The sequence below is a fragment of the Streptomyces sp. NBC_01237 genome, assembly GCF_035917275.1.
In the GTDB taxonomy this organism is placed as follows: domain Bacteria; phylum Actinomycetota; class Actinomycetes; order Streptomycetales; family Streptomycetaceae; genus Streptomyces.
The window spans coordinates 219,619-246,217 of sequence record NZ_CP108508.1; the positions used below are offsets into that span (position 1 = coordinate 219,619).

The 26,599-nt window shown below is 69.2% G+C and carries 22 protein-coding genes and 1 pseudogene; 4 read left to right on the plus strand and 19 right to left on the minus strand.

The genetic code is table 11. The annotated features are described in order from the left end of the window. Positions 1-208 precede the first annotated feature (208 nt). The 3 genes from OG251_RS01105 to OG251_RS01115 all read left to right on the plus strand — a co-directional run bounded on the left by OG251_RS01105 (position 209) and on the right by OG251_RS01115 (position 6,462). Positions 209-1,186, plus strand: coding sequence for a hypothetical protein (locus OG251_RS01105; protein ID WP_326675058.1), 978 nt, complete (start codon positions 209-211; stop codon positions 1,184-1,186). 377 nt (positions 1,187-1,563) lie between these two features. After that, positions 1,564-3,444 carry an HSP90 family protein gene (locus tag OG251_RS01110; RefSeq protein ID WP_326675059.1) on the plus strand — a complete coding sequence of 627 codons (1,881 nt, stop codon included), beginning with the start codon at positions 1,564-1,566 and terminating at the stop codon, positions 3,442-3,444. Beyond that, on the plus strand, positions 3,445-6,462 hold the full coding sequence (locus OG251_RS01115) for a hypothetical protein (protein WP_326675061.1): 3,018 nt from the start codon (positions 3,445-3,447) through the stop codon (positions 6,460-6,462). 59 nt (positions 6,463-6,521) lie between these two features. Here the strand turns inward: OG251_RS01115 and OG251_RS01120 are convergent. The 14 genes and pseudogenes from OG251_RS01120 to OG251_RS01185 all read right to left on the minus strand — a co-directional run. Beyond that, a pseudogene (locus OG251_RS01120) lies at positions 6,522-6,875 on the minus strand (hypothetical protein); the annotation flags it as partial. Positions 6,876-7,132: 257 nt separating this feature from the next. Continuing rightward, positions 7,133-8,173 carry an HD domain-containing protein gene (locus tag OG251_RS01125; RefSeq protein ID WP_326675065.1) on the minus strand — a complete coding sequence of 347 codons (1,041 nt, stop codon included), beginning with the start codon at positions 8,171-8,173 and terminating at the stop codon, positions 7,133-7,135. Positions 8,174-8,690: 517 nt separating this feature from the next. Beyond that, entirely contained in the window at positions 8,691-9,431 is a 741-nt protein-coding gene (locus OG251_RS01130) for an SDR family NAD(P)-dependent oxidoreductase (RefSeq protein ID WP_326675067.1), read from the minus strand. A 341-nt stretch (positions 9,432-9,772) separates the two neighbouring features. Then, on the minus strand, positions 9,773-9,949 hold the full coding sequence (locus OG251_RS01135; RefSeq protein ID WP_442818295.1) for a hypothetical protein: 177 nt from the start codon (positions 9,947-9,949) through the stop codon (positions 9,773-9,775). Between the two features lie 128 nt (positions 9,950-10,077). Beyond that, a complete protein-coding gene (locus tag OG251_RS01140) occupies positions 10,078-10,662 on the minus strand; it encodes a TetR/AcrR family transcriptional regulator (RefSeq protein ID WP_326681113.1) in 585 nt (194 codons plus the stop codon). A 154-nt stretch (positions 10,663-10,816) separates the two neighbouring features. Further along, positions 10,817-12,010, minus strand: coding sequence for an MFS transporter (locus OG251_RS01145; protein WP_326675068.1), 1,194 nt, complete (start codon positions 12,008-12,010; stop codon positions 10,817-10,819). Between the two features lie 131 nt (positions 12,011-12,141). Continuing rightward, positions 12,142-12,738: a TetR/AcrR family transcriptional regulator gene (locus tag OG251_RS01150; RefSeq protein ID WP_326675069.1), complete on the minus strand. Its 597-nt coding sequence runs from the start codon at positions 12,736-12,738 to the stop codon at positions 12,142-12,144. Positions 12,739-12,859: 121 nt separating this feature from the next. Next, complete coding sequence (locus OG251_RS01155) at positions 12,860-13,612, minus strand: SDR family NAD(P)-dependent oxidoreductase (protein WP_326675071.1); 753 nt, start codon at positions 13,610-13,612, stop codon at positions 12,860-12,862. Between the two features lie 63 nt (positions 13,613-13,675). Next, positions 13,676-14,179 (minus strand): quercetin 2,3-dioxygenase, encoded by a 504-nt coding sequence (locus OG251_RS01160; RefSeq protein WP_326675072.1) that lies wholly within the window; start codon positions 14,177-14,179, stop codon positions 13,676-13,678. A 13-nt stretch (positions 14,180-14,192) separates the two neighbouring features. Continuing rightward, entirely contained in the window at positions 14,193-15,146 is a 954-nt protein-coding gene (locus OG251_RS01165) for a methionyl-tRNA formyltransferase (RefSeq protein ID WP_326675073.1), read from the minus strand. A gap of 51 nt (positions 15,147-15,197) precedes the next feature. Continuing rightward, positions 15,198-16,370 (minus strand): acyl-CoA dehydrogenase family protein, encoded by a 1,173-nt coding sequence (locus OG251_RS01170; RefSeq protein ID WP_326675075.1) that lies wholly within the window; start codon positions 16,368-16,370, stop codon positions 15,198-15,200. Between the two features lie 30 nt (positions 16,371-16,400). Further along, entirely contained in the window at positions 16,401-17,852 is a 1,452-nt protein-coding gene (locus OG251_RS01175; protein ID WP_326675076.1) for an FAD-binding oxidoreductase, read from the minus strand. Between the two features lie 38 nt (positions 17,853-17,890). Next, a complete protein-coding gene (gene aroH, locus OG251_RS01180; RefSeq protein ID WP_326675077.1) occupies positions 17,891-18,235 on the minus strand; it encodes a chorismate mutase in 345 nt (114 codons plus the stop codon). 7 nt (positions 18,236-18,242) lie between these two features. Beyond that, positions 18,243-18,743, minus strand: a complete 501-nt coding sequence (locus tag OG251_RS01185; protein WP_326675078.1) for a flavin reductase family protein — start codon at positions 18,741-18,743, stop codon at positions 18,243-18,245. A 199-nt stretch (positions 18,744-18,942) separates the two neighbouring features. Between OG251_RS01185 and OG251_RS01190 the strand changes: the two genes are divergently transcribed. After that, positions 18,943-20,610, plus strand: coding sequence for an FAD-dependent oxidoreductase (locus OG251_RS01190; protein WP_326675080.1), 1,668 nt, complete (start codon positions 18,943-18,945; stop codon positions 20,608-20,610). A 1,015-nt stretch (positions 20,611-21,625) separates the two neighbouring features. Here OG251_RS01190 and OG251_RS01195 read toward each other — a convergent pair. The 5 genes from OG251_RS01195 to OG251_RS01215 all read right to left on the minus strand — a co-directional run bounded on the left by OG251_RS01195 (position 21,626) and on the right by OG251_RS01215 (position 26,570). Next, complete coding sequence (locus tag OG251_RS01195) at positions 21,626-21,784, minus strand: hypothetical protein (protein WP_326675082.1); 159 nt, start codon at positions 21,782-21,784, stop codon at positions 21,626-21,628. 265 nt (positions 21,785-22,049) lie between these two features. Further along, positions 22,050-23,243: a HEAT repeat domain-containing protein gene (locus OG251_RS01200; protein ID WP_326675083.1), complete on the minus strand. Its 1,194-nt coding sequence runs from the start codon at positions 23,241-23,243 to the stop codon at positions 22,050-22,052. 598 nt (positions 23,244-23,841) lie between these two features. After that, on the minus strand, positions 23,842-24,600 hold the full coding sequence (locus OG251_RS01205) for a MerR family transcriptional regulator (RefSeq protein WP_326675084.1): 759 nt from the start codon (positions 24,598-24,600) through the stop codon (positions 23,842-23,844). 254 nt (positions 24,601-24,854) lie between these two features. Further along, the gene (locus tag OG251_RS01210) at positions 24,855-25,493 is read right to left on the minus strand and encodes a hypothetical protein (protein WP_326675085.1); all 639 of its coding nucleotides are present in this window, start codon (positions 25,491-25,493) and stop codon (positions 24,855-24,857) included. A gap of 600 nt (positions 25,494-26,093) precedes the next feature. Then, positions 26,094-26,570, minus strand: coding sequence for a hypothetical protein (locus tag OG251_RS01215; protein ID WP_326675086.1), 477 nt, complete (start codon positions 26,568-26,570; stop codon positions 26,094-26,096). Positions 26,571-26,599 lie beyond the last annotated feature (29 nt).

Below are 26,599 nucleotides of genomic sequence, written 5' to 3' on the forward strand. Positions count from 1 at the left end.
TCTGGTGCCAGGACCGCTCCCGCCGCCCGCCACCAGGGCGGGCACCCCGAACGCGGGCGCGCCCCTCGGGCGTCCGGATCATGACGGCTTCGGCACCCCTCGGCGCACCAATACAGGTGTGCGATTGTCGGCCGCGCGTGATAGTTACTACACCCACACGGGCGGGACGATTATCAACTACCCGTGCGATACAGCAAGGGGTGGGGATATGGCGTTGCTCCGGGACTTGGGGAACACGCTGGGACGATGGACGGGCAGGCCCGTCGCGCGCGTCGACAAGGACTCCGGCGATCCGGACGCTCGGCGTGTCCGTGAGGCAGCCGAGGCCGGGGACTGGGCGACCGTACGGGACGTTCTCGACGCGCGGCCCGAGAGCGAGGACCGTACGGGCCTCCTGTGGGCTGTCGGTGACGTAGCCGGCACGGAACGGTGGATCACCGATGTCGTGGCGGCCGAGCCACAGGCCCCGTTGCCGCGACTCGTGGCGGCCGTCCGCCACATCAGCTGGGCGTGGGAGGCCAGGACCGGCGCCCGTGCCTCGCACGTGTCCCAAGAGCAGTTTCAGCTCTTCCACGACCGGCTGGCCACGGCCGAGACCTGGCTCTACGAGGTTGCCGAGTGCGAACCCAGCTGGACCTCGCCCTGGTATGCCCTCCAGGTCACGGGCCGGGGACTCCAGGTCGAGGCGGACGTGGCACGGCGTCGCTTCGAGGCGGCCGTGCGCCGTGACCCCCGCCACCTGGGCGCGCACCAGCAGCGGTTGCAGCAGGTCTGCGAGAAGTGGGGCGGCTCCCACGAGGATATGCACGCGTTCGCCCGTTCGTCGGCGTTCGCTGCGCCCGGCGGTACGCTCCTCGGCCAGTTGGTCGCGGTCGCGCACCTGGAGCACTGGCTCGCCCTCGACTCCGGCCCCGACTTCCGCTATATCGGGCGCCCCGAGGTGGTCGCCTCGCTCGGCGAGGCCGCAGACCACTCGATCCGCCACCCGGACTTCGTACGGGGACGCGGCTGGCTCCAGGTCTACAACACTTTTGCCATGGCGTTCTCGCTGGCGGGCGACGTCGCCTCCGCGCGAGAGTGCTTCCGAGCCACGGAGGGGCGGGTCACCGAGTTCCCCTGGAACTACCTCAACGGCGCCGACCCGGCGAAGGCGTACAAGAAGTACCGCGCCTACGCCGGAGGCTGACCGGAGCGGAACGGGTACGGACCTCGGGACGGGCACGGACCTGCCGGGAGCGGGGCAGAGGCCGCGAGCGGCGAATTCCGGCCCGCCCACGGCCCGTCGCTGTGCACGCGGTTCGGTTACGACTCACCCGCGCGGCGCACCAGTCGCGTCCTGTTCCACCCACGGGTCGATTCCAGGAACTTGCCCGGGCACGGCCCGAGTCCGGCCCCTCCGGAGCAACGGCCACGTCCCCGGCCGTGTACCGGACGAGGTCCGCATCATCCATGGCCCGAACTCCCAGCGGCGCCCACCCCACTCCTCAAGCCGCCCCTCCGACACACCCGATCACGACCCACCCACTCCCAGGAGCGGGCGGGCACGCACCGAAGGACCGCCAGGTGTCCCAGTCCCAGCCCTCCGAGACCTCCCCGACCAACCACACCTTCCAAGTGGATCTGCGCGGCCTGGTCGACCTGCTCTCCCACCACCTCTACTCCAGCCCCCGCGTCTATCTGCGCGAGCTGCTGCAGAACGCCGTCGACGCCATCACCGCCCGACAGGCACTCACGCCCGGCGCCGCCGGCACGATCACCGTGCGCACCGGAGAGACACTGACCATCACGGACACCGGCATCGGCCTGTCCGAGGCCGACGTGCACCGGTTCCTCGCCACCATCGGACGCAGCTCCAAGCGGTCCGTAGACGGCGCTCTCGACGGCGCCGGCCTCGACGCGGCCCGCGGCGAGTTCATCGGCCAGTTCGGCATCGGCCTGCTCGCCTGCTTCGTCGTCGCCGACGAGATCACCGTACTGAGCCGCTCCGCCGCCGACCCGGCAGCGCCCACCGTCGAATGGCGCGGCCACTCCGACGGCCGGTACACCATCCGCACCCTGCCATCCGCGACGCTTCCCGAGCCCGGCACGACCGTGAAGCTCGTCCCGCGTGCGGACAGCGCCGAATGGACCAGCCCCCAGCAGGTCGTCTCCCTCGCCCGGCACTACGGCGGACTCCTGCGCCACCACGTCACCGTCATCGACCCGCGCGGCGAGAGCCACCGGATCAACGCGGCGCCGCCGTGGGAACAGACGCACCGCTCCCCGCTCGCCAAGCGTGAGGCGTACACCGGGTACTGCCGCGAGCTCTTCGACTTCACCCCGCTCGACACCATCGAGCTGGACCTGCCGGCCGCCGGACTCCGCGGTGTCGCCTACGTCATGCCGACGACGGTCAGCCCGGCCCAGCGCGCCGGGCACCGCGTCCACCTCAAGGGCATGCTCCTCACCGACAAGGCTCCCGAACTGCTGCCCGAATGGGCGTTCTTCCTCCGCTGCGTCGTCGACACCACCAGCCTGAGACCGACCGCCTCCCGCGAGTCGCTGTACGAGGACGGCACGCTGTCCGCCGTACGGGACGCCCTCGGCGACCGGATCCGCGAGTGGCTCACCGGACTTGCGGCCCGTGACCCGGCTCTCCTGCACCGCTTCATCGACACCCACCACCTCGCGGTCAAGGCGCTCGCCCGCCACGACGACGAACTGCTGCGTATCGTGCTGCCCTGGCTGCCGTTCGAGACCACCGACGGAAACGTCACCCTGGAGGAGTTCGCGCGGACCCACCCCACGCTCCTCGTGACCCGAAGCGTTGAGGAATTCCGTCAGGTCGCACCGATCGCCTCGGCCGCCGGACTCGGGGTCGTCAACGGCGGCTACACATACGACCGCGACCTCGTCCACCGCCTGCCCGAGATCAGGCCCGGCACCACGGTGACCGACCTCGACCCGACCACCGTCACCGCCCACCTCGACGCGGTCGACCCCAGCGCCGAACTGCGGGCCGCCGCGTTCCTCGCGATCGCCCGCGAGACCATCGGCGTCCATGACTGCGACGTCGTCCTGCGCGACTTCCAGCCGGTCACCGCCCCCGCCCTGCTGCTCGACAACCGCGACGCCCGGCACGAACGCACCCGGTCGAGCCTTGCCGCCGAGAGCGACGGCCTGTGGGCCGACATCCTCGGCTCCCTGCGCGAGGAGACCCCGCGCGCCCAGCTCGTCCTGAATCACCTCAACCCGCTGGTCCGCCAAGCCCTCACCATCGCCGAACGCGGACTCGCGATCACCACCGCCGAAGCCCTCTACGGCCAGGCGCTGCTGCTCAGCCGACGCCCCCTGCGCGCCAGCGAGACCGCCCTGCTCAACCGGGCCTTCATCGGCCTGCTCACCCACGCCATGCACCAGTCCGGCGAGGCGGCCCCCGGCTCCGAGCCCCGGAAGGAAATGTAGATGCTGGACACCCCCGAGGCCGTCGTCGAGGCGCTCCGCGAGAACGACGGGCTCCCCCACGGACTGGCGCGCACCGTCACCGCCGAAGAACTCGTCGAGGCCGCTGAGGCCTTCGAGAAGCCCGATGTGCTCGTCACCGCGCTCCTGGAACTCATGACGGCCTACGAGTTCACCGGCGAGCACCGCAAGTCGCCCGTCGTCTTCGCCCGCATCCTCAAGCTGTGGGACACCACCCCCGAGTCCTTCAGCCCTTACGAGGCCCACCATGTCTTCTGGCGCTTCAAGTGGGTGACCACCTCGCTCGTCCAGGTGCCCGAGATACCCCTGGCATCGATCGGTGGCTGGATCGACCAGATGCGCAGCCGGTACGAGGCCGCTGACCACGCCGTCCAGCCCGTGGCTGCCATGCGTTACCACCTTGCGCACCACACCGGCACCGGCGTCGCGGATGCTTACGACCTCTGGGCCACCCGCTCCCGCACCGAACTCAGCGACTGCGAGGCCTGCGAGACCCGGCACCACGCCTGGCACCGCCTGGCCGAGGGCGACGACACCGCCGCCGCCCTCGCCGTCTGGCAGCCGGTCCTGGACCGCGAGCAGGAATGCAGCGAGGAACCCCGGATGAGCCAGGCCCGGGCGCTGCTCCCGCTGCTGCGCGCGGGACGCACCGACGAGGCGCGCTCCCACCACCTCACCGGCTACCGCAAGGTGCGCGGCGCCACCGGCATGCAGGCCGAGGTCGGCTACCACCTGGAGTTCTGCGCCCACTCCCGCAACGAGGGCCGCGGCCTGGAGATCTTGGCGGAGAACAGGCCACTCTTCGAGGCCAAGGGCGCCCCGCTCGACCACCTGCACTTCCTCACCGGTACCGAGGTGTTCCTCGCCAGGCTCGTCGATGCCGGACACGACGACACCGCCGTCGCCGGCCCGCCGGGCCGCGCCTGGACCGCCGCCGAACTCCTCACGCATGTGCGCGCCGAAGCCGAGCCCCTCGCCGCCGCCTTCGACACCCGCAACGGCACCACGGCCGTCGGCGATCGCCGCCGGGCCCGGCTCGCTCTCGCCCCGCTGCTCGACGAGCCCCTGCCGCTCGGCCTGCGCGCGACCGTGGCCCACACCTCGTCGGTCGGCGCCGCGCCCGCCACGCTGACTCCCGCACGGACCGAGATCCCCGACGACTTCACCGTCCTGGTGGGCGAGGCCCGCCGCCTGGCACGGGACGGTCACCCCGGCGACGACAGGCTCTGGGCCCGCGTCGCCGAACGACTTGCCGACGCCACAGAGCCGTACGACGCCATCCTCGGCCCCGAAGACCTCCTGGCCGCGGAACTCGCCGAACACAGGGCGCAGCGGCTCTGGTTCAAGGACCGCCACACCGACGGCGCCGCCGAACTCGACACGGCCGTGCAGCACTACACGCGACTGGACATGCCCTGGCACGCACTCGCGGCCAAAGCCCGCTCCCGGGCCTGGACGGCCGCACCGGGCTCCCGTGACGACGACGGTGACCGGACCGCACCCGACCGCGCCTCGATCCGGACCGAGCTCGACGCGATGCTCCGCGAGGCGGACGAGCTGCTGACCGCGACCCCCTTCGACAGCGAGCCCCTCGGAGAGGCGGAGGCCGCCTTCGGCTCCGACCTGCGCGCCGAGCGCATCCTCAGCCATCTCTCCCTCCACTACTCGGTGGCCTTCGCCGCCCACCAGGAACTGCACGCCGCTCTCTCCCGCACGGAGGAGGACCAGGAGGGGACGGGCGACCTCGACACACTCACCGAGCGGTTCGAGCGCAGCGTCGACACCCTCCGCTCCGAGGCGGCCCGCCTCGGCTACCCCCACCAGGCCGCCAACGCCCGCCAGTTCCGCGCCGATCTGCTGGCCCGCCGCGGTGCCCTGGCCGACGCCGAGGAGGAACTCCGCGCCGCGCTCCAGGAGATCGAATCAGCCGACCGGCCCTGGCGCCGCCCGCGCCTGGCCATCCATCTCGCTCAGCTGCTCCTCGCCCAGGACCGGTCGCAGGAGGCGACGGACCTGCTCCACTCCGCCATCGCGGACGCCGTCGCCCACGACGACCCGACCCTCCCACTCGGCCCGACGTACCTGCTGCTCGGTCACGCCGCCACGCACCTCGACGACGCCGACGGAGCCGTACGCCACCTCTCCGAGGCCGCCGCTCGCTTCGACCAGGCGGAAGACGCCGGAAGCGCCGTCGAGGCGCGCCTCCAACTCGCCGACGTCCTCGCCCGGTCCGGCCGACAGGCCGACGCGGTAGCCGTCCTTGAGTCCGCCCTCGTCGACGCGCCGCCCACCGTCGACGGACACATGCTCGCCCAGGGGCGCCTCACCCTCGGCCGCGGCCTGCGCGACCTGGAGGAGTACGTACCCGCAGCCGAAGAACTGCTCCGCCTCGCCGACACCGTCGCGGGCTGGCCCGAGGAGGACCGGGGCGGCGTCCTCACCCTGGTGGCGGCCGAGGCGGCGACCACCCTCGCCCTCGCCGAGCGCTGGGAGGCGGCGGACACCGCGTACGAACGCGCCCTCGGCGCCCACGCAGAGGCGCCCAACCCCCCGCTGATCACCATGATGATGCGGGAGTTCGCCCGCCTCACGCTCCAGACCCGCGACAGCGAGGGCACCGACACGGCGCTGGAGCACCTGGCCCGCGCCGACGCGGTCCTCGCCACCCTGCCCTCCGGCGAGGAGGACTTCGCTGTCTGGTACGAACGCGGCGAGAACCACTACCGCCGCGCCCGGGTCCTCGCGGAGGCGGGCCGTTTCGACGAGGCGCTCCCGGAGGCCGAGGCCGCGATTGCCGCGCACGACGACGGCGGCGAACGGGGCGAACTCCCTCGCGCCGAGGCGGTCCGCATCGCAGCCCTCATCGAGGGCAACGGCCTCGACCGCGTCAGCGAAGCCATCACCCGTCTGACCGTGGCCTCGGCCCGCTGCCATCAGACAGGCCACCCCGAGGCGGCCGCAGTCCTGGACGCTCTCCACCAGGACCTCCGCACCCGCTGACCGGCCGGAAGAGAACAACGGGGGCGGTGCGTCGGCCGTCTGGGCCGACGCGAAAACGCTCACCGCGGAGGTCCCCAGGCTGCCGGAACGGGCAGGGTGTGTTCCCGGATGCTGCGGAGGTGGCGCGGGCTGAGGTGTTCCTGGTCCGGAAGCCGCAGACGGCCCGCAGCGTCGAGTGCCAGAGCGCCCTCGACGCTGCGGTAGCAGGGCAGCAGACGGCGGGGCAGGACACCGAGCCGGGTGGCCGCCTGGACTGCGATGAGGTACTGACGGTGCAAGTCGGCCAGCGAGGAGATCCATTTCGACAAGGCCACCAGGTGGATATCGGCGAGATCGCTGACCATCGGGTCGACGTCGATGTCCAGGCTCATGTCGAGGAGGCTCGTGGTGACGAGGACGAGGCGCCTCGGGCGTGGGCCTGTGGGCCCGGAGCCGCCGGTAGGTCATCTGGCGGGTACGGATGCGAGCGGTCCGCCGTTGGGCGGTCCGGTGCCGGTCCCGTGCCGCGCGGGACATTCGGTGGCCGGTGGCGGTGACGGCGTCCGCGAACAGCCACCCGGGATGGCCGGGGGGGGCGAACGAGGCCTGGACAACCGGGCAGTTGCGGGCTCCGAGCCAGTTCAGCAGGCGCAGCAACTGCAGGTGGCTGAAGGGACTCAGCGCATGGGCTTCATCGATCACCACGGTCTTGCCCGTCATCGCCGGCAGTCGCAGCGCGCTGTGGCGCACCGGGAGGACAGCCATCTGCGCCTGGTCGATGGTCGGGACGGGTGTACTGCGCCAGGAGCGCGTTGTCCCATCCGCGGAGCCATCTGTGAGGGCCGGCCGTCCCGGGTCCGGTCTCACGCTCGTCGGCCAATGCGGGGCCCGCTTCTGCGGTGGGCGTGTCGTCCGGCGGCCCGTCCAGGACCGAAGTGTCCGCCGGGGCCAGGCGAGGGTCGGCGTAGGTCTCGTTGAGCGAGCTGTGGTTGTGCGCCAGCGTCACGGGGGCGTATTCGGGCCGGTGGGCGCGCAGGTACCGGTCGAGGACCTCGTATGCCTGGTCAGCGGCGGCTGTGGCCGGTAGCAGCCACATCACTCCCTGGGTGCCGCAGTGTTCGTTGAAGATCCGTGCCATCTCCAGCGCGGTCACGCTCGTGCCCGCACCCGTAGCATCCGTCACCACCGCGATGCCACTCCCCCGCTCAGCGGCCAGCCGCGGCAACTCCTCCAGCACGGACGCCTGAAGGGCGTCGGGAGCCTCAAGTCCCGCATGGGCAACGGTGAACGCGACCCGGTCCAGCGCGAATCGGGCAAGGCCGACCCGCTCGGCCTCCTCGCCTGCCTGCCGGCGGGCGTGACCGTAGTGCTCGTTGGCACCGAAGGAGGGAGCATGCGCGTTGGGCACCCAGTACCGGCGCCGGCTCGCGAGCCGGTCAGCGACCATGGTCAGCCCAGTGATGAGCACAGCAGCCTCGACCGACAGCCCGGCAGGAGCGCTTTCGATGTTGGACGGGTGCCACAGCACGCGGGTGCAGCGGCGCCGAAGCTCCTGCCACGCGGGTCCGCCCAGTGTGGCCTGCCCCCGGGGGCAGGAGGCCGCCCCCTCCAGGTCCGTCTGCAAGAACCGGCCGTGGTGCCCGCCCAGAGACTGGGCAGCCCGCACGGCGGCACTGTCGTTGGCCTCCAGGGCAAGGCCCAACTCTTCCAGCAGATACAGCCCGGCACGCATCGATGCGCGCGTGCGAAACGTGCACCATCGGCCCCGTGTCCGCCGGCAGGTCGCATGGATGCCGGGAAAGCCACCAGCGCACGCACCTGCTCCTGTGTGACGTTGAACCCCGCACTGATCACCAGAGCGCACCCGACCGCCGAGGTCAGGAAGCGAAGGAAGCCCGCGCCACCCTGCCACTGGACCCGGCACACGCTACTGATAATTCAATGGCGATTCCCATCCCAGCGAACAGGAATTTTGGAGGGCAACGAATCTGTGGCACATATGTTTGGCGCATGGTGAGGACCACTGACACAAGTCAATGAGACCCACTCGGAGCTCACACTGACCGTCCGGACCCGGTGAACCTTCACGGTCACAGCACTGGCCGGGCTCTGCCACCGCGCCTCGACGATCTGGATCAAGGACCTCACAGGGCCTGCTGCTCGACCACCACTGAATACGCGCCCTCGTCGCCGCCCAGCACCGGGCACCATGGTGCCGGCCTTGCCCGAGGTGGCGGAACCGCCCTTGCTCACATCCCGCCGGCGACCCTCATCACCGTGCCGGTGGCGTAGGAGGCATCGTCCGAGAGCAGCCAGGCGACCGCTCCGGCGATCTCCTCGGGCCGGCCGGCGCGGCCCATGGGGATGATCGCCGCCACCTTGGCGGGCCGCTGCGGGTCGGCGTGGAAATCGGTCCAGATCGTGCCGGGGGCGACGCCGTTGACCCGGATGCCGTCGGCCGCCACCTCCTTGGACAGCCCGACCGTCATGGCGTCCACGGCGGCCTTCGCCGCCGCGTAGTGGACGTAGGTACCGGGGCTGCCGAGGGTCGCGGCGGCGGAGGAGATGTTCACGATCGCCCCGCCCGCCGTCATGTCACCGATGGCCCGGCGGGCGCACAGCAGGTAACCCAGGATGTTGACCTCCAGAGCCTGCCGCATCCCCTCCGGGTCGGCGTCGGCCAGCGGTCCGACCGGCCCGCTCACCCCGGCGTTGTTCACCAGTCCGGTGACCGGTCCCAGCCGCGCGGCGGCGGTGTCGAACAGCCCGTCCACGTCCGCCGCGTCGGCGGTGTCGACCGCGACCGCGACGGCCGCCCGGCCCAGCGCGCGCACCCCTTCGGCCACACCCTCGGCCGCCTCGGCGTCCGACCGGTAGCCGACGGCGACGTCGTGTCCCTCGGCCGCCAGCCGCAGACAGATCGCCGCGCCGATGCCCCGGCTGCCGCCGGTGACCACAGTCACCCGCCGCCGCTCCCCCTGTTCCGCCATGTCCTGTCCTCCGAGCTGGGCATATGACTGATCGACTCGGACAGCCACTCTACCCAGGCGGCCTCCGCACCGATCCTCGCCCTCAGCGCCCGGGGTACGGCGTTCACGCAGGTGGGCGCGGTTTCCGCTGGATGAGTACGCCCGGTCTCCGCCCACCACGTCCGGCCGAGCCGAACCCCGTCGGCATCTCCCGCCACTGCCCGCCTGTCCCGAACCGCCAGATCACGCCCTCGCACTGCTGCCGCAGCCGCTCGGGTCACGGGGCTCCGCGTAGGCCGGCCGAGGGTCTGCTGCACGAAGCGGAAGGCGTGCTCCAGATCGTGGCGACGGAGAAATGCCTGTCAGAGACGGTCCGCCTCGTCCGCGGTGCCACCGGTCTTCGAGGACCACGACCAGTCCGGCGGAGCGTCCCGTTCCTTCGACAGGTGCTCGACCTTGAGCCGGATCAACGTTCCTTCCGACCAGTGGCAGTTCACGCTCGTGGTCAAGCCCTCAGGAACGGCCTTCGCCGTGGTCACACACACCTTGGCCGGAGCACAGCATCAGACGAGGGCCGCCACCACGTCCGGCGAATCCGCAGGTGAGCGACTCGGTGCGAGGCGCTGCTCGATGCCGGACGACAGGGAACAAGCTCGGAGATCGCATCTCAGCGTCTCAACGCCGCGCGCATTCCGTCGGCCGCGGCGTGCAGTACGGCCGTGTCGGGTGCTGCGCGCCCGACCACGTGGATTCCCTGGTGCAGCACCAGCAGGAAACGGGCGAGCTCCTGCGGGTTCTTGTCCTCGGCCAGTTCGCCTTGGGCCTGAGCACGGGTCAGGGCTCGGGTCAGACCTGCCTCATACACGCTCCAGTTGCCGCGTACCTGCTCCGTCACCCGCGCGTCGTGGGGGGAGAGTTCCACTGCGGCACTGACAATGAGACACCCTCGACCGCGCGGTTCGGCCAGCGCCTCGGCCACACAGCAGTCGATCGTGGACTCAATGGCCAGAAGGACCGGTCCGGGCCCGCCCAGGGCGTCCAGGAAATGGGACTCCTTGGCGTCCCGGTATCTCTTCAGGGTTTTCACATAGAGGCTGTGCTTGCTGCCGAATGTGCCGTACAGGCTGGACCGACCGATTCCGAGGTAGTCCACGAGGTCGGCCAGCGACGTTGTCTCGTATCCTTTCTCCTGAAAGATTTCCTCTGCCCGTTGCAATACCAGGTCGGGGCTGAATTCTTTATTCCGCGCCATGTTTTCCACGCCACCAAAGAATTGGACAGACGGTTACAGAAAAAGAAGAGAGGAAAGAGGAATTGAAAAGGAGGGGCGAAAGGGATTCTTGGCCTTGACAGCCGACGAGCGGGGCGGGGCCTCGGGGGTGCGGCTCCGCCCCGCTCACCGTCCGTCAGGCGCTCTCCATCTGTCGTTCGGAGGCAGGCGCCTGGGTGTTCGACGGAGCCGCGCGGCGGAGCTGCCCCATGTCAGGGATGAGCATGACCAGCGCGAGCGAGGCGAGGACCACGCCGAGCCACAGCGGGGCGGTGAGGTCGAAGGCGTTGATGCCGAGGCCGCCGATCCAGGAGCCGATGACCACGCCCATCGTGATGAAAGAGGAGTGGACGGTGTTGATGAGCGGGCGGGCGTTGGCTGTCCGCTGGACCCTGCTGATCATCGCCGGGTTCATGGTTACCCCGACGAGTCCGATGCCCAGCATGGCGATGACGGCGGGTGCCTTGAAGTCGGCGAGCAGGGCAAACGCGGCAAGGAAGGCCACGTTGAGGGTGATGCCCGTGACGAGGACGCGGATGGTGTGGGTGTCCGCGAGACGCGCCACCACCGTGTTGCCGATGACCGTGGCGGCTCCGTAGGCGAGCAGCAGGAACGGGGTGATGCCGCGGGAGAACCCGGTGATCTCGGTGAGGATCGGGGTGAAGTAGGAGAACGCGGCGAAGGTGGCACCGATGATCAGGGTGGAGGTGCACATGACCACCCAGAGCTTCCTGTTGCGGAAGGCGGTCAGCTCCTCCTTGAAGTCCCCCGAGTCCTCGGCGCGGTCGAGCGAGGGCACGGCGATCACGGTGGCCACGGCGGCGACGAGCGTGATGATGCCGACCGCGACGAACCCGGCGCGCCAGCCCCACTGTTCGCCCACCAGGGTGGAGATCGGCAGACCGAGCAGCGTACCGACCATCAGCCCCTGCATCGCCACGCCGATGGCGCGGCCGCGGGCCTCCGGCTTGGTGAGCTGGGCGACGATGGAGAGCGAGACGCCGAAGAAGGCGCCGGACGCCGTACCGGTGATCACACGCGCGACCATCATCAGCCAGTAGCTGGTGGCGACACCGGCCAGAACGTTGCCGACCAGGAACACGGCGAAGAGCGTCATCAGCGCCGGCTTGGGCTTGAGCTTGAGCACCGCGATGGTGGCGAAGGGACTGCCCAGCGCCATGGCCAGGGCGAACGCCGTGATGAGGTAGCCGACTTGGGGGATCGTGACGCCGAGATCCTCGGAGATCTGCGGCATCAGACCGCCTACGAGGAACTCGCTGGTGACCATGGCGAAGATGCCCAGCGCCATGAGGTAGACGGACTTTGGCATGAGTGGGGACTCTCTCTCCGGAGTAATGGACCGATCAGGACAAAACTGGGGCGTGAGTGGGCCCACCACGGCGCGGCCGCAGCGAGGGGGAGGTTCGGGCAGGGCAGGAAAGGCTGTGAAGGCCGGGAAGGTCAGTGGGCCAGGGCGTCCAGACCCGAGCGGGCGATGTCCTCCATGACGGTGCGGTCCGCGCCGGACTGGGCGGCGATACGCATCCCCGAGATGACCGCGGTCACGTACCAGGCGAGCCCCTCCGCCGCACGCGGGGAGCCGACGGACCCGTCACGCTTCCCTTCGGCGACCACCGCACGGAGCGAGGTGAGGCGTCGTTCGAGATCCTTCTCCAGGACGTCCGCGACCTTCGGGTCGCTCGCGGCGAGGCCGGTGATGGTGTTCACGGTGAAGCAACCGGAACCGTACCCGCTTCTCCGGTTCTCCATCTCCGAATCGACGATCACCGAGAGCAGCTCTCGCAGCCGCTCCGCGGCACTGGGCCCCTCCTGATCGAGGATGGCGATCTGCCGGCCGGTCATGGTGTCGACGTAGTACGACAAGGCCCGCAGGAACACGTGGTTCTTGGACTTGAACGTGTTGTAGATACTGCTGCGTCCCAGCCCCGTGGCCTCGCACAGATCCTGGGTGGAAGTGCCTTCGTACCCCTTGGCCCAGAAGACACGACACGCCGCCCGTACCGCTTGCTCCTCGTCGAACTGTCGTGGTCGGCCCATGCGCTCACTCTAGCACGTTATGGAACAGTCAGAACAAAAAAACCGAGGGCGGTTGCGGCGGTTGCCCCGCCCCCGGAAAGCCGGGGGCGGGGTCGCGTACGGATGCCGCCGTCACCTTCGCTCAGGCATTGACTCCGCCGTCGACACCGACCCTGGTGCCAGTGGTGAAGGCGGCCTCGGGCGATGCGAAGTAGGCTACCGCAGCGGCCACTTCCTCCGGCTGCGCGAACCGGTTCAGCGGGGACAGGGCCTTCTGGTACGCGGAAGCGGGGCCGTCCTCCGGGTTCATGTCGGTGTTCGTGGAACCGGGGGCCACCTCGTTCACCGTGATGCCGCGGGGGCCGAGGTCCCAGGCGAGGCCCTTGGTGAACCCGGTGAGCGCGGCCTTGCTCGCTGCGTACACGGCATAACCCGCTGCGGGCACATGCTCGCCCAGGCAGGAACCGATGTTGACGACCCGCCCGCCCTCCGGCAGATGCTTCGCCGCGGCACGCGCGGTGAGGATGGCGCCGCGCGTGTTCACGTCGAGGATCCAGTCCACGGTCTCGACCGGCATGTCGGCGAGGTTCGGGAGCGTCATGTCGTTCACGCCCGCGTTGTTGATCACGATGTCCAGCCGGCCCAGTTCGCGCACCGCCTGCTCGACCGAGGCGGCGACCGAGTCGGCGTCGGCCACGTCGGCCCGCACCGCCAGTACCCGGCGACCGGTCTTCTTCTCGATCCGCTCGACCGTGGCCCGCGCGGCGTCCTCGTTGTTCTGGTAGGTGATGGCGACATCGGCGCCGTCCTCGGCCAGGCGCAGGGCCACGGCCGCGCCGATGCCCCGGCTCGCACCGGTGACCAGGGCTACCTTGCCGTTCAGCTTCTCGCTCATGTCATCTCAACAATCTTCGAAAGGGGAAAGCGGGGTGGTGGGTGGTACGGAAAGAGGTGGTGCTCAGGCCTGGTACGAGCCGTACTTCTCGCCGACGGTGACGGCCGTGGGATTGTCGGCCGGGTCGAACGGCGGGATGTTCTGGCCGGGTGCGGCGTCCTTGCCCGCCTCCAGGAAGAAGCGTTCGAACCCGCCGGGGGTGAAGAGCAGCAGCTGCTTCGCGGTGTGCAGGCCCGTGTTCTTGAAGCCATGAATCACCCCGCGCGGTACGAACACGAAGTCCCCGGCCCGCACGCGGTACGTCTCGCCGTCGGCGTAGATCTCCAGCTCGCCCTCGATGAGGTAGAACGCCTCGTCCTCGTGGCGGTGGTCGTGCAGCGGCGGGCCCCCGCCCGGGGGCACCGAGGCCTCCAGTACCGCCAGCGTCCCCTCGGAGTCATCCTGGCCGACCTTCACGGAGTAGACATCGCCGTTGAGCCAGACCGAGCGGCCCTGGCCGGCCGGGATATGCAGGACCTTACGGACCGTGGGGGGCTTGTCGGTGTTCTGCTGTTCCAGCAGTGACATGGGCGGGCCTCCCTCAAGCTGCCTGGAGCTGGGTGGCCGAAAGCAGCTGGCCGTCGGCGATGGCCGGGTGGGCCTGGACGGGCACCTCGGTGCCGTCGAGCTCCACGGTCAGGAGCCGCAGCCAGCCGTCGCGGCAGGCGACGAAAACCCCGTCCGCCAGGTGCCGTACGGTTCCGGCGGGTTCGAGAAGTGCGGTCGCGGCCGGCAGGACGTCGTCCGCCGACAGGACCGTCACGCGTTCACCGGACGCGGTCTCGGCGAAGGCCCCCGGGTTCCGGTAGCCGGCCCGGATGTGGCACGCCACCTTGTGGGCGGAGTGCGCGAAGTCCAGTCGGTAGTCGTCCTCACCCGGCCGGGTGAAGTACGTCCGCTCCGAGGAGTCCTGCGGGATGCGCAGGAACCTGCGCGCCGCGAGCTGCGGGATCAGGTCCAGGAGCATCAGCACATTGGCGCGTTCCTGCATGGTCCGCAGTTCCAGAGCGGTCTCGCGGCCGGTGAGGGGGGTCCGGTGCTGCGTGAGGATCGCCCCGGTGTCGAGGCCCTCGGCCATCTCGATGGCGGTGACCGCACCGTCGGTCTCACCGTTGCGCACCATCCAGTAGAACGGCGCCAGGCCCGCGTAGCGGGGCAGCGCGCTCGGGTGGAAGTTGACGCTTGTCACCTTCGGCGCGGCGAGCAGCTCGCTCTTCAGAATGCGTTGGAAGTTGCCCACGATCAGGTAGTCGGGCTCCAGGTCCCTGATCTGCTGGACGAACGCGGGGTCGTTGACCTTCTCGGGACGCAGCACCGGTACGCCGAGGTTCTTGCCCCGCTGCTCCAGGTCGACCTGCTCGGTGTCGGCGACGAAGTAGTCGCACAGACGTCCGACCGGGCTGGTGACGAGGGCCGCGAGATCCACCAGCGGGTGTCCGTGCAGCATGTCCAGGAAGGGGGCGCCTAATTTTGAGTTGACCTCTGAGAAGAGCACAACCCGTATGGGACCCGTCAACGGATCTTCCTTTCGTGAATGGCCAGGCGTTTAGAAGAAGGGGGAGGCGGACTTGCCGCCGAGCAGTACGTTGCCGGTGAGCTGGAGGATGGATTCCTGGGCGACGGCGTGCTGGCACATGGTGTTGGCATCCCGCAGCCACCGGTCCATCGGGGACTTGAGCCGGTAGACGGAGGCGCCGCCCACCAGGTCGAAGAGACGGTGCACGACGCGCCGTGCCGTGCGGAAGGCGTGCAGGCGCGCGAGGGCGGTCTCGACCCGCTCGTCGCCCGAGCGCTCGGCATGGTTCTCCAGTGCCTCCCACTGCCGCTCCAGCGTCGTGTACACGGCGGAGCGTGCGGCGAGAAGCTCCATCTCCAGTTCGGCAATGGTCTGCTGGACCCGGTGGTCCTGCGGCCAGGCGAGGCCGGTCTCGCGGTCGACGCGGTGCTCCGCCAGCTCTCGGACGTGGTCGAGCGCGGCGCGGGCGAGCCCGAGAGGGATGCCGGACATCTTCCGCAGGATCGCGTCGGGGGCATCGTGCAGCGGGCCGCGGCGCACCGGTTCGGCGAAGGAGAAGGAGTGCTCGGCGGGGACGAACAGGTCATCGGCCCGGTAGTCGATGGAACCGGAACCCGCGAGTCCCGTGGTGTGCCAGGAGTCGATGTGCTCGTACTGATCGGGGTGGGCGAGCACCACCCGCCACAGCCCTTTGCCCGTCGTCTCGTCGATGACGGGGCGGCCGCCCTCGTACACGGTGCAGCCGGCGGCGAGCACGTCGCAGTGGGTGGAGCCGGAGCCGAACCGCCAGTGTCCGGAGACACGGTAGCCACCGGAGACCCGCTCCGCCCTGCCCTGGGGGTAGATCCAGCCCGACTGGGCCATGTCGGGGGACGGGTAGAGCTTGCGGGCGACGTCCTGGTCGAGGAAGCCGGAGTAGATGCCGGAGTCCATGCCGATCATGGCGCACCAGGCGGCGGAGACATCGCCCTGGGCGATGGTCTCCAGGAGACGTACCTGGTCCATGGAGTTCAGTTCGGGGCCGCCCCATTCCCGGGGCATCACGGCACGGAACACACCGGTTCCACGCAGGAGTTCGACGATATCCTCGGGCAGGCGGCGGTTCTCCTCGATCCTGGCGGAGCTCTCGCGCAGCGTGGGCCCGATGTCCCGGGCACGGGTGATGATCGCCTCGGCGGTGTTGGGTATCGCGGCAGTGGGCATGAGGGGTCCTTTCTGGATGTGGCGGCCCGGTCAGGCGTAGCGACCGGGGGCGATCACCCGGTTCGGATCGATCGCGTCCCGGAGCCGCCGGACGAGAGCGAGGGCGTGGGGGTCGGTGAGCCGGTCCATCCATGCCCCGTGGTCGATGTCCAGGCGGTAGGGGAGGTACTCGGCGGCGCCGAAGAGTTCGTAAAGGAGGTCGAGCGCGTCGTGCGCCCGTGCGGTCTCCTCGTCGGTGCGGGTGAAGCGCAGGGAGACCACCAGGTCGATGACGTCGGGGTCCAGGGCGTTGACGGTGGCGCCGGGCCTGATTCCGGTGCGGGTGTGCACCTCGTCGAGGAGGCGGAGAGCGGTGGTGACGTCGTGCCCGGTGTACGGGACGAGAGGGAGGAAGAAGATCCAGCCGCCGCCGTCCTGGTCCACCTGGCCCGCGTCCTGGCCGACGGCCGAGCGCAGCATCTCCTCGTGGTGAGCGACGCTGCCCGCGTAGGCGTGCTCGACGACGCGGGAGACGATGTCGTCCTGGGCCGGAGGCTCCCTGTCGGAGCGTACGACCGAGGTGAACAGACCTGAGGAGGCGGCGTGTTCGTGAACACTTTGAGTGAGTGCTTCCACCACGGACGCGGTGCCGCCGAGGGAGATATGGGCGAGGTAGGCACCGCCGGTGTCCGCCGTTCCGTAGCTCCTGGCGGACGCGGTGTCGTAGATCTTCAGTACCCCGTGGACCAGCCCCTGGGCCTGCCAGCGCCTGAACTCGTCGACGACGGAGGAGAGCTGGGGTCTTTCGAAGGAGAGACGTATGACGCGCTGAGTCTCGGGGCGCGGCAGCAGCCGGATGACTCCCGCGGTGGCGATGCCGTAGTTGGACTGGGTGAACAGATGGAGCAGGGAGGGTCCGAGGCCATAGGGGTTCGGTGCGGTGCCGCCTCGCTCGCCGGGCCACCAGCCGATACGGACCGTCTCGCCGTCGGGCAGGACGACTTCGAGCCCCACCAGATCCTCGGTCCTCTGCCGGCGCAGGCCGACCCCGCGGTCGAGGGCGTTGCCGAGCACGCTGGAGTGGCCCGAGGATGCGGTGACGTTCAGCATCCGTCCGGTGCCTTCGAGTTCGACGGTCAGGCGGTGCTGCGTGACGCCGGGTTCGATCACGGCCCAGCCGCGTTCGGTGTCCAGCGCCCTGATCCGGTCGAGGTCGTCGAGCTCGACGCGTACGGCGTCGTGCCGCGCCGGTTCGCGGGATCCGAGCCCCCAGTTGCGGCCGGTCGACACCGCGTACAGGGGCGGGGCGTCGGGGGCCTGGAAGGTCCTGACGATGCCGGGCAGCTGATCAGCCGCGGAGGGCCGGATGACGGCGGGCACGCGGCGGGCGGCGAACATGGACACATTGGCGCCGCCCGGTGGGGACCCGCTGATCCGGGAGCGGTCCTCCACAGCGTGTCCCGCGGCCTCCAGCAGAGCCGTGAGCACAGGTGTTTCAGGCATGGCAATTCCCCCCAGGAAAAGACAGAGTGACGTGCGGGTCAGGGCCTGGCGGCCGAGGCGCCGGCGAGGTAGACGTGCTCGACCGGTTCGTCGCGGTCCCTGCGGGCGAAGACCAGCACTCTGATGACGTACGGCATTTCCCCGTCCCAGCGGGGTTCGGCCATACAGAGGCAGGGGGCGTCCAGCACCCCCTGCTCGGCGATGACCAGCGGCGGTATGTCCGCCGTGAGGTCTGCGGTCATGGTGAAGATCAAGGCCTCGACGTCGTCGGGGCGCAGCCCGTTCCGCTCCATCACGGCCCCCACCAGGGCGATGGTGGCGGAGGCGATGGCCTCGCGGGTGTTGGCGTCCACGCGGACGCCGCCGCGGATGGCACGTGTCATGGCTCGTTCACACCGATGCCATGCGGCCGCGATGGAAGAGGAGCGTACCGTGACCCGCGTCGCCGTGGTGGGCGCTGGTGACGTCCCCGATTACCAGACAGTGGTCGCCTGCGGTGTAGCTAGTGGTCACGGTGCAGCGCAGAGCGGCAATGGCACCGTCGAGAACTCCCCGCCCCTCCGGGGCCCCGGTGAAGTACTGCTCCAGTTCCCGCCCTGCGGGCTTGACCCTGGAGGCGAAGAGCGCGGCGAGGTGCTCCTGCTTCGCGGAGAGGAAGTTCAGACAGAACTCTTCCGAAGCACTCACCATTTTTTGCGCACGCGAATTCAATCGCAAAGAAACCAAGACGGTGGGCGGCATCAGCCCAACCGAGGTGAGGGAGTTGATGGTCGTTGCCACGGCTTCGTCGGCCTGGCCGGATACCAGCACCGCCACACCGGTCGGGAAGAGGCGCATCACGGACCGAAGATCGACGTCTGCGGCCACGGAAGGCCGCGTTCCCATTGCCATTTCGCATCCTTTCACGTTTTGTCTCGACGCTCAGCAAGGGCGGGGCGACCTCCTCGACCGGACAAAAGGATCTTCCTGGAGGTCACATCTTTTTGAATCGTTCGGTCCAGTAGGGCTGAATGTAGCAGACGCCGAGAAGCTGCACCAGCTTTCGATTTTCGCCCCCTCAGCCAACTCCCTTCTGGCTAGCATCACTTATGTGAATAGCAACCGAATCAACAGACGCGGTCTCATCCTGCGCACGGCCGCCCTCACCGCCACCGCCGCGACCGCCTCGGCGCTCACCGCGAGCAGCGCCCGGGCAACCCCCAGCTCACCCGCCGCGGGTCCCGTCATCACCCCCGGCGATCCGCGCTACGACGCCCTCATCAAGGGCTCGAACCAGCGCTTCCTGGGCAGCCCCGAGCGCATCAAGATGATCCGTTCCGCCGCCGACGCCCGAGCGGCGCTCCAGGGCGCCGTGCGGGCGGGCAAGCGAATATCCGTCCGCTCCGGCGGCCACTGCCTGGAGGACTTCACGTACAACCCGCGCGTCCAGGTCGTCCTGGACTTCTCCGAGATGAACCACGTCGACTACGACCCCGAGATGCGCGCCTTCAGCGTCGAACCCGGCGCCCAGCTGTCCAACGTCTACGAAACTCTGTACAAGGGCTGGGGCGTGACGCTGCCGGGCGGCGTCTGCCACTCCGTCGGCGCGGGCGGGCACGTGGCCGGAGGCGGCTACGGCATCCTGTCCCGCTCCCTCGGCCTGGTCGTCGACCACCTCTACGCCGTCGAGGTCACCACCCTCGGCCGCCGGCAGCAGGCACGCACCATCATCGCCACCCGCGAAAAGGACGACCCGCACCGCGACCTGTGGTGGGCGCACACCGGTGGCGGCGGCGGGAACTTCGGACTGGTGACCAAGTACTGGTTCCGCAGCCCGGGGGCGAAGGGCAACGACCCCGCCGGTCAACTGGTCTCACCCCCCGGGGCGGTGCTGACGAGCGCGCTGCACTTTCCGTGGGACCAGATCGACGAAACCCGGTTCGTCCGGCTCCTGAAGAACTACGGCGCATGGCACGAGGCCAATAAGCACCCCGGCTCCCGCTACCGCGACATCTGCTCCCTCTTCAACGTCAACTTCAAACACCACGGCGGCCTCTCCCTCTACACACAGTCCGACGCGACCACACCCGGCGCCCGGCAGCGGCTGGACGACTATCTGACGGCGCTCCAGAAGGGCACCGGGCTCCAGCCCGTACCCATGACCAAGGCGTCCGGTGAACTCGCCGCCATGCCAGGCCTGTTCACACCCAAGGAACTGCCCTGGCTGCGAGCCGTCCGGATGCTCGGCGCCTCCGACCCGACCGGTGCCAACCCCACCGCGCGCATCGGTTTCAAGAACGGCTACTTCCGCAAGAACTTCACCGACCACCAGCTGAGGACCGCCTACCAGTACCTCTCGCGGGACGACCTCACCAACGACGAGACCGCGCTGGTTCTCTTCTCCTTCGGCGGGAAGATCAACGAGGTCGCCACCGACGCCACAGCGATGCCACAGCGCGACTCCGGTTTCAAGGCCATGTTCCAGTGCATATGGTCCGACGAGACCGACGACGCCCACTACCTGAAGTTCCTCCGCGACTGGTACGCGGACTTCTACCAGGAGACCGGGGGCGTGCCGGCCCTCAACGGTGTCACGGACGGCTGCTACATCAACTACCCGGACGTCGACCTCACGAAGCCCGAGTTCAACACGTCGGGGATCCCCTGGACCGAGATCTTCTACAAGGACAACTACCCCCGCCTGCAGAAGATCAAGGCCACCTACGATCCCGGCCAGGTATTCCGGCACTCGATGTCCGTACAACCCGCAGCCCGATAGCCGGTACCCGCGCCCCCGGCGCCATGGAACGGACCTCAGCCCGGTCCATGGCGCCGGGGAAGAGCGGCTCGGCATGTCCGGGCGCGGCGTCATCCCGCGCTCGGGCAGCTGTATACAGTGACCGGAGTCGGAGATTCGCCGACAGCGCCGGTTCGCCGGCAGCACGATTCCGGTGGGACCGCCGGCCCCGGAACGAGACATCCAGCCCGGCGTCCGGACCCAGTCCCCGGATCCCATGTCCCGCAGGTAGAGGTCTGGTCAAGCGCCTTGTGCCGGACGCGCAGGTCAGACGCATTCTGGACGAGTCGGTGTTCCTCTGCCGTCGTCTTGCCCGCCGGAGGGACCAGGGATTCGTACGAGGCTCAACTGTCCTGAAGCGGGGACGCTCGGCACCGACCACATGGTCCCGCTCGCCAATACCTGGGATTCCGGGGCCTCGGAAGGGGACGCGAAGCAGTGGGAGCAGTACGCCAACGCTCCTGGCTCCGACGGAGCTTGGTCACGGTCTTGGTCATGGCCATGACCACCGAAGTATGAGCGACAAGGACCCCTCGCAGTGGCTCCCGACGGCTGCTTCCGCACAGTGCACCTACGGGCCCGACTGGACCGCCATCAACCTCGGCTGGGAACTCACCGCCGAGGGCAAGGAACCGCACCACCCTCAAACGGGGCTTGGTGCACGGCAGAGCGGGCGGGGTCCGATCCGCCGCGATCCAGGTCGTCGGCGCGCCGGGAGCCGAGATGGTGACCACCACGCAGGCAAGGGAGCACGATTTCGTCACCGGACCGGGAGCCGACATCGCGATCGACTTCTCGCCATCGCAATGCACCGCCCTGGACATGCCACCGCGCCGGACAACGTCTTTACCTTGAGCGACGCGTTCGTCCTGGGCCGGGACGGCTGCCAGCCGCTGAAGTCGGCTGATCTCCCTCAGCCCAAGGTCGATGGGGCGTCGGACGCTTTCGACAACGATCACCGGCGAGCGGTGTCGATCACCTGCCTGGTGCAGCCATCTCACCAGCCACTCCCGCCCGCCGGGTACGGGGCATCCCGGACGCCCCGGACCACGTACGACGCGAGGTGATGCGCCGCAAGGGTGCGGGCCCGGGACAGGGTGGAGGCGGCGCGGGGCTGGACGGCACTGAAGTCGAGGCGGCCGTCGCGTCGGACCACAGTTTCACCGTCCAGGACCGTCCCGTGGTCAGGGCAGCATGCCGGCGGTCGCGAGGTCCACCCGATGGCTAGTGTCGATCCGTCCGGACCGCGCCGATACTGGTCTTCGGCACACGACAAGGCCAGGTCTGTTCGAATATGGGACGCGAACAGCCACGCCAAAACACCCAGATGCAACCGTGCACCGTAGATGGCCCGAGCGAACAACTCCGATGCTCAGCCTCATGCGGGGAGCGTCATGGGTGCAGGGTGCGGCGCGGCAAGGTCACAGCAACGCAGCGATGCCCTCCCGGTTCTCGGGCAGGCCGGCCGCGCGGAACCACAAAGAGTTTCCGGCGATGCCGCCCGACGCCTCGTCGGTGTCCACGAAGGCCCGCAACAGGTTGCGTTGGGCGGGAGTGAGCGGGTGGGTCGGGGCGTAGCCACCAGTAAAGGCTCTGAGGAGGATCGGCCCGCGTTCGTGGTCGGTGACCGACGTGCCGCCGGCGGCCACGATGGCGACCACTACTGGTGCCACCTCCTCGAAGGTTTCGGCCAGGGCGAGCGCGGAGCGCAGCACGGTGAATCGGAACCACCCATCGAGCCCGGGCAGTGGCTCGGGAAACCAGCCGTCCGTCGTTCCCGGGTCCCGCAGGGCGTCGAGAAGGACGGCGAGAGCGCGTGGCCGATCGACATGTCCGGGGCCGAGCGCGGCGCAGACCCGTACAGCTGGGTCGGAGTCGGCGAGCAGGTCGGAGGTGTCCATCCCCCACACTCCGAGCGCCCGCGCCACACTCGCTCGCTCCCGTCGCCCCGCCACGGGGCCCAGGCCAGCCCGCAGCAACGTGGCGGCCCGCGGCACCCGGTCGGCGAGCCCTGGGGTCAAGAGGAGTGGCACTGCGGCCCCGAGCGCGGCCTCTCGGACGTGGGGATCGGGAGAGGAGAGGAACGGCTCGACGGCGTCGTACAGGGTGGGGCGCATCTCCCGGCAGGCGTGCAGGGCGGCGACCTCGTCCGGGTCGTGCTCGCGTCGCGTCCCGTCGTGCCAGGGCGCCCACTGCCAGTCGGTGCGGTCGCGTACCGGATCCTCTCCATAGGCGGCCGACTCGGCAACCTGCCCCAGCCAGAAGAGCAGGGCGGCCCGCAAGCTGCGCGGCGGCCCGTCGTCCCACGGGAAGTGCCCCTCGTGCTCGGCGAGGCCCATGGGGTGGTCGAGGATCGCGGCGACGAACAGGGCCGCGGGCGCGGTGACGGTGTACAGCGATCCCTGGTGCAGCACGCCCATGTCCAACGCGGCCAACGCCCCGGACCGAACCTCGGGATCTTCGTCCACGAGGGAGCACAGGGAGACTGGTAGGTCCTCACCGGAGCCGTAGGCGTGCTGCAGAGACTCCCAGTCCGTCCCCAACAGCAGTTCTCGGGCCGCTGCCGGCAACCCGCTCAGGAGCCGCGTCATGCGGGCACTCTCGCTGTCCGTCATGCACGCACCCTGTCAGCCCCCACTGACAACGCCCCCGTCTCGGAAGAGGGCCGAACGAGGTACACCACAGCCATCAGGCAAGGCCCTCGTAACCGGACAGGAGGCGCCTCGCGGTCGGGACCCCCACCCCGATCTCCGCATCGGCCCGGCACCACATCGTCGCCCGCCGCGGCGACATCGCATTCCGCGCGTCCGGGGTCAGCCTCCAGCCCCAGGCCGTGTGCCCGGCCGGGCACACGGCCCACGCAGCCCCGCCGCTCGCACCGGCCGCCCCCGGACGTGCCTCGGGCACCGATGGTGCCGAGGGTGTGGCGCAGGAGACGGGTGAGGCCGACGACGTGGGCGGTGTACAGCGCGAGTTCGTGCCGCTTGCTGATCCGGATCTCCAACGCGAACCCTGAATCGTCGATGTCCCGCACGTCGTGGCTTTGTTCACGACTTCGGGCAGCAGCAATTCAGCACGTCCGGAGGCGTTTTTCGTCAGCCGGGTCGTTGTTCGCGAGAACGGGCAGCTCCCCCCTGTAGAGGGCTCCTCGGAATCGAGCACGGCGCCACCGCCACCGCGGGCCGGTCCCGTCGTGGCGGTGGCGCCCCGGCTTCAGTTCTGCCGGGTGGTGGCGTACTCCTCGATGGCGTCGCGCTGATACGCGGCGAGCCCTGGGGCGATCGTTTCGTAGGCAGTGCGCCAGGCGTCGTTGTTCATGCAGGAGCGTCCGATGGCCCGATACTCCTCCGGCGAGACGGCACGCAGTTGGGTCAGCGCCCGGTACTGGGCGTCGATCTCTGCCTGCACGGGATCGGCGCCGGCCGGGTGGCCGGCGGCCATGAGTTCGGCCAGCCGGATCATCTGCGCGGTCCGCTCACGGTGCCCGGCGTCCGCGTCGGCCTGACTCATCGCGTTGGCGCGCTGTCCGACCGCTTCGGCGAGTTCCGGAAAGCCGGCCATGTTCTCCTCGTACTGGGAGGGTTCAACGCCCTCGAAGAGGTTCTCCGGTCGGTTGATGGTCACGGGGTTGCCGTCCTTTCTGGACTGCTCCAGTTCGGCGATCGTGCGCGAGACGGTGCCGGCCAAGGCGTCGAGTCGGTCCCGCTCCGCGAGGAGCCTTCGGTGGTGGCCCCGCAGGGCATCCACCTCGTCGACCTGCTCGGACAGGATCCGGCCGATCTCCGGCAGTCCGACACCCAGCGCCCGCAGAACGAGGATCTGCTGCAGCAGCAGAAGTTGGTGCTCCTCGTAGTAGCGGTGACCGTTGGCACCGATCCGGGCCGGCAGCAGCAGACCGGTCTCGTCGTAGTGCCGCAGTGTCCGGGCGGTCACGCCCGACATTCGGGCCACTTCAGAGATCGGCCAGTCCATCACGACTCCCGCACGTGTGTATCGCCGGGCCGGTCGCTCCGGCCCTGGTCACGACCGTAGAAGCTGCCGCAACGGCAACTTCAACCCCGAAACCCATATTCCTCACAGTCGAACAGACACGGCCCACATCGCCTGCCGGACGGATTCCCTCCGCTGCCGAACCCCGTGAGGTCCTGGACCCACCCCATGGTCCCGGTGCCTCCCGAAGTGCCGCAGGAACACTGTCGTTGCTCGTGAACAGAACCAGTGACCTGTTAGGCCCGGTACGGAAGCCACAGATCGCCGTCTACGATCTTGGCCAGTGGGCTGGTGGACAGGTCCCAGGCGATCGACTGGGCCGGAACGGGGCCCTTGTTCGAGGTGACCTCGATGTTGCACATCTTGAGGTACTCCTCGGCCGGATACTGGTCCCCCTGGGGATCGCCGAATGCCTCGATGTACTGGCAAATCCCGGACTCCGGTTCGGGCCACGTCTGCTCGCAAGCCGTCTCGGGCGGGTACTCCGTGCCGTCTTCGTGTTCAAAGAACACTCGATACGTGTACTTTCCGTCCGGCGTGATCTCCTTGAGCTTGATCACACCGACAATCGTGACACCGACTTCGACATCATAGTCTTCGCCCTTAACGCTTGTTCCCCCGTGGATGGCGTACGCATGCAGATACCACTTGGGATATCCGGCGTGGAAGGCCAGCACGGGCTGAAGAACGGAGCCGGCCCCGGGCCAGAGATAAATAAAGACGTCGTGGTTGCTCACGTCCTTCGGGATGCTGGGAACGACCCAGGTGGTCCGCATCTCCGTCAGGTACTCGCCCTTGGGAAGCTCCGCCCAGGCGTGATGATGGTTGTCTCCATTCTCGGGGGCACTGACCGGCGCTGTCGAACGGTCGTTCATCTGCTGTTCCTCAGATCAGATAGCCGCAAAACCAGAGCGTGTACGCCACTTCGCGCGGCTGATGGCGTGCTTGCAGATGGCCTACGAGGCGGGGCGTACGCGCATCAGACTGCCACCGTCTGCCGCGTGAGCGCCCGGCAACTCGCCGCGTCGTCATGCTGCAGATTCGCCTCCCCCGCCGCAGACGGCGATACCCACGAATGCCTGCAGCTGCTCCTCTGAAGTGATTTGGTGAGTCTCATCGGCCACGAGAGTCATGAAATCCTTCAAAGCGCAGACGGCTTCGACCTCACCGAGCAAGGCGGGCAAGGGCCTGCTCGGGCGTGGCAGCAAAGCCGTACGTGCGCTCGGTTGACGGCTGCTCGTCTGGTGGCGAGAGCTGGTCAGAGGTGACATCGATCAACTCGGGATAGGTCAACCATGTCTCACACCTCGCCATCGACGAACGGTGGGGCCGTGCTGCGGAAGTCGACTACGGCGCGCGCCGCGATTGCGCTCGGACGGCCCGTCCAAAATTGTCGGATGTGAATTCATAGACTTCTCCACGGTCGGCGGCCTGAGGGCAGGGTTGCGTCGTTGTCGCGGTTGTGTCTGGTTTGATCACGTGTTGCCCGAGGTGGTCAGAGGCCGGGTGATATCGCGTGAGTGCCTGCGCAGGCCGGCGGCAAAGTTGTAGCAGCCGGCCAGGTGGAGGGCGCCGATGGCCAGGTTGCGCAGGGCGGCCATGGCGCGGGGCTCGGCCCCGGTCCGGATGCGGGGGGCGCCTTCGGCGAAGTCTGTGTCGCGCACATGGTGGAGCCTGTTGCCGATGCCCCAATGCCCGCGGACGCGGCGGGCGATCTCGGCGGCGTCGGCCTGGTGGGCGGCCAGACTGATGACCGCACAGACGCGTTCGAGGGTGACCACGCATCCGGCCGGCTCCAGCGGGGCGGGCAGGGGCTGGATTGCGGTGATCTCGTTGCTCTTGGCGTCCGCTTCCCGCTGGGCGAGGACCGGGCCGGCCTTGTTCATCGCGGACAGCAGGTGGACCTGGGGGCCGTCGGGGCGGCGGGCGCCGCGCACGGTCTTGCCGTCCACCGCGAGAGCGGGCGTGGGCGGGTCCGCCT